We start from the raw sequence: 3,551 nt of genomic DNA, 5'->3' as shown, positions 1-3,551 counted from the left end.
GCCGTGGCTGTGACCTGCAGAGATAGTTCCGCCTGGACACACGGGCACCGGGCGGCCATCAGCTGTATCCGCAGGTCAAGTACCACTTTCCGTGTCTAGACGAATGGTCAGCTGCGGAACCCCGGTCTAGCTGTGACTGCCTGACTGTGACTGCAGGGGCGCCGGGTCAGCGGCGGCCCAGGGCATTCGAGCGGACAGCGCGAGCGAGGACGGGGGACGACTGTGGACGGTAGGGCCACGTGAGCGAACTGCCCTCGGGGCGACAGCACACGATCGTGCACCGCGACGACCGCGCCGTGATCGTCGAGGTCGGCGGCGGGCTGCGGTCCTACGTCGCCGACGGCCGTGAGCTGCTCGACGGGTACGCCGAGGACGAGATGGCCACCAGCGCCCGCGGTCAACCCCTCATCCCGTGGCCGAACCGGCTGCGCGACGGCCAGTACACGACCAGGCGCACCAGGCGCCCCTGAGCGAGCCCGCGACGGGCAACGCCATCCACGGCTTCGTCCGGTTCGCCAACTGGACGTGCCTAGCGCAGACCACGAGCCGAGTCGACCTCGGCCACGTGCTGCACCCCCGCCCCGGCTACCCCTTCACCCTCGCGGTGCGCCTGTCCTACCGGATCGGACCCGACGGGCTCACGATCACCACGACCGCCAGCAACGTCGGCTCCCAGGCGGTCGGCTTCGACGTGCTGCCAGGCCTTGCGGGCAGCGATGAGCACCGGATCCCACAACGGGGAGAACGGTGGGGCGTAGGAGAGGTCGGTGGTCATCACATCGTCGACGCTGGCCTGGTGCCACAGCGCCATGGCGAGCACGTCGATGCGTTTGGCGGCGCCCTCCTCGCCCACGATCTGCGCGCCCAGCAGCCGCCCGGAGCCTTGTTCGGCGATGATTTTCGTGCGGATCGGTTTGGCACCGGGGTAGTAGCCGGCCCGGGTGGTGGAATCCACCGCCACCGTCAGCGGCTGGTAGCCGGCCGCGCGGGCTTCGTGCTCGCCGAGGCCGGTGCGGCCGATTTCGATATCGCAGACCTTGGTGACAGCAGTACCCACCACGCCGGGGAAGGTGGCGTAGCCGCCGGCGATGTTGATCCCGGCGGTGCGGCCCTCCTTGTTGGCATGGGTACCCAACGCGATCGCCACGCCATGGCGAGAGACACGGTGGAACTTCTCCGCACAGTCCCCACCGGCCCATACGCCCTCGATCGAGGTGCGCATCCGCTGGTCGACCGCGATGGCCCCGCTCGGCCCGAGCGGAACACCGGCGGCCTGGGCCAGCCGGGTGTTGGGGCGCACCCCGAGGCCGAGGATGACCATCTCGGCGGGCACGCTGGCCTGGTCGGTGACCACCCCGGTGACGTGCCCGCTCGCGGTGTCGAACCCGGTGACGGTCTCACCGAGCCGCAGTGTCATCCCGAACGAGCCCATGGCGTCGGTGAGCATCCCGCCCATGTCGGGATCCAGCGTGTGCATCGGAGCGGGCCCGGAGTCGACGAGCGTGACGTGCACCCCCCAGCCGCACAGCGCCTCGGCCAGCTCCAGCCCGATGTAGCCGGCGCCGACCACGACCGCCCGCCGCGGGGCGTGGTGGTCGAGGAACGCGCGCACCGCCAATCCGTCGCCCAGGGTCTGCACTCCGAAGACCCCGGCCGCCTCGGTGCCGGGCAGCTCCGGTCGGCGCGGCGTGGCACCGGTGGCCAGCATCAGCGCATCGAAGCCCTCCCACGCCTCGGTGCCGCCGTCCATATCGCGCACGCGCACCGCCCGCCGGTGAAGGTCCAGCTCGGTGACCTCCTGGCCGATCCGGGCGTTGATCGCCTGCTTGTCGGCGAACTCGGCCGGGCTGCGCGCGATCAGCGTGTCCACGCGATCGACGTGGGTGCCGATGTAGTAGGGGATGCCGCAGGCGGAGTAGGAGGTGTCTCCCCCCGTTCGAACGCCACGATCTCCCACTCATCGGGTGAAGCGAGCCGGCGGGCCGCCGAGGCCGCACTCATCCCGGCCGCGTCCCCGCCGACCACCACCAGCCGCCGCATTACCGTGCCCCTTCTTCTGGGCTGATCCGCTGCCATTCCCGCAGCTCACCGGTGTGCAGGGCGAGCTCGCGGGTGGCCTGCCACAACGGCCGAGCCCGCTCGGGGGCCGGGATGGTGTCGAGTTTGACGAACGCCACCGCCCGGTCGGGATAAACCAGCGTGGGGGTGCCGAACACCCCCAGCTTGGCGCCGGCGGCGTGCTCGGCCTCCGCGTCGAGGAAATGCGCCCGCACCGCCTGCTCGTCGGCGGCCACCCCTGCCTCGGCCGCGAAGCGGGCGACCGCGTCGAGGTCGAGGCGGGCGTGGGTCCCGTGCCAAGCGTGGAACACCGCCCGCCGGTAGCGGGCCTCGTCGCCGCCGCGGGCGCGGACAAGCTCGTGGCCGGCAAACAGCAACAGCGAAATATCGTCGGCGCGGTCCGGGCGTCGCCACACCGAGGGCCCGTCACCGCGGTAGTTGGCCTCCAGCAGCGAGAACGGGCGCCACATCACCTCCACATCGGCCAGCCCGTCCAGCCAGCCCTGGGCCCGATACGTGAACGGGCAGGTGTAGTCGAAAAACACCTCCACCGCCCCGCCGATCTCGGTATCGCGTGCGAGGGTCACCGTCGCCATGTGCTCGTCCCTTCCTCGCCGGAGGCTTTCCCTCGATCCGCGGGCTCGCAGGTGCAACCGCCGGCCTGGGCACACTCCGGCCCACAGGCCGCCCCCGCAGGAGTGTCATCGACAACCTGGTGATCCATCATGTCGGGCGCGGCGGGACCCGCGCAGCACGCACAGCCACCCCCGGTCGGGTGGACCCCGAGGAGAACACGCCTCAGGGCCCGCGCACGGTGCTTGCTCGGGGTCATCGCGTGGCCTCCTTCATCCCCGCTGTCGTGCGCCCGCGGCCGGGGTGAAAGCGTCCGAGCAGCCCACCCAGCGTGGTGCCGTAGATCAGGTGCAGCAGCAGGGTGGCCCCGCCGATGGCCGGGGTGATCGCGGTACCGAACACGCCCCACCCGAGGTAGGGCAGCCACACCAGATCTATCAACAGCCACAACACCACCCCGTAGGCCGCGCCGGACACCAGGTTCGCCCGTCGGGTCAGTGTGGCGAAGACCAGTCCGCCCGCGCCGCCGTAGCCGAAATGCGCGGCCAGCCCCAGCCCCAGCAGCGCCGGCATCGGCAGCTTGCCCAAGGTGTGGGCGACCAGCGCGATCGGGATCGGCTTGGGCATCGGCGCCACACCGGTTGTCACGCCCGCGAACATCACCGCAGTCATCACCACCGTGGCGGCTACACCCCAGCCCACACCGGTCGCCACCCACCGCCGATCCCGCCACGGCGGCACCTGGTCGGGGCGACCGCGTCTCGCGGTCGCGTGCTCCGTCATCACAATCCCTCCCTAGTGTCTCGTGTCCGAAGTCTTTTGACGCTGCGCTTTGGCCAGGATGGCCTCGGCGTCCTTGGTCCAGATGAACGGTTCACAGCGCTCGTTCCATGCGTCGATGAAGCGGCGGATGGCGGCGA

Annotated in this window: 4 protein-coding genes and 1 pseudogene; 2 read left to right on the top strand and 3 right to left on the bottom strand. The window is 70.8% G+C overall.

All coding sequences use genetic code 11. From position 1 onward, the window contains the following. Positions 1-239 precede the first annotated feature (239 nt). Positions 240-470 carry an aldose epimerase family protein gene (locus tag KME75_RS47675; RefSeq protein ID WP_219420306.1) on the top strand — a complete coding sequence of 77 codons (231 nt, stop codon included), beginning with the start codon at positions 240-242 and terminating at the stop codon, positions 468-470. Beyond that, positions 413-619 (top strand): annotated as a pseudogene (locus KME75_RS47670) (aldose 1-epimerase family protein); the annotation flags it as partial. The gene KME75_RS47675 and the pseudogene KME75_RS47670, both read left to right, overlap by 58 nt. On the opposite strand, the gene KME75_RS40545 reads toward KME75_RS47670, so the two are convergent. The 3 genes from KME75_RS40545 to KME75_RS40535 form a co-directional block, all read right to left on the bottom strand. After that, positions 530-1,870, bottom strand: a complete 1,341-nt coding sequence (locus KME75_RS40545) for an FAD-dependent oxidoreductase (protein WP_219420305.1) — start codon at positions 1,868-1,870, stop codon at positions 530-532. The pseudogene KME75_RS47670 and the gene KME75_RS40545 sit on opposite strands and share 90 nt — an antisense overlap. Before the next feature lie 169 nt (positions 1,871-2,039). After that, positions 2,040-2,654, bottom strand: a complete 615-nt coding sequence (locus tag KME75_RS40540) for a DsbA family protein (protein WP_219420304.1) — start codon at positions 2,652-2,654, stop codon at positions 2,040-2,042. Between the two features lie 232 nt (positions 2,655-2,886). Then, complete coding sequence (locus tag KME75_RS40535; RefSeq protein WP_219420303.1) at positions 2,887-3,414, bottom strand: DUF6789 family protein; 528 nt, start codon at positions 3,412-3,414, stop codon at positions 2,887-2,889. Positions 3,415-3,551: the final 137 nt, after the last annotated feature.

Origin of the sequence: Pseudonocardia nigra (assembly GCF_019396355.1) — a bacterium.
GTDB classification, from domain to species: Bacteria; Actinomycetota; Actinomycetes; order Mycobacteriales; family Pseudonocardiaceae; genus Pseudonocardia; species Pseudonocardia nigra.
Note: the sequence above shows the minus strand (reverse complement) of the source record. Positions and strands in the feature narration are given on the sequence as shown.

Bases quoted from the DNA above. Each gene is read 5' to 3' on its own strand.
- KME75_RS40540 (WP_219420304.1), bottom strand. From the start codon at position 2,654: ATGGCGACGGTGACCCTCGCACGCGATACCGAGATCGGCGGGGCGGTG.
- KME75_RS40535 (WP_219420303.1), bottom strand. From the start codon at position 3,414: ATGACGGAGCACGCGACCGCGAGACGCGGTCGCCCCGACCAGGTGCCG.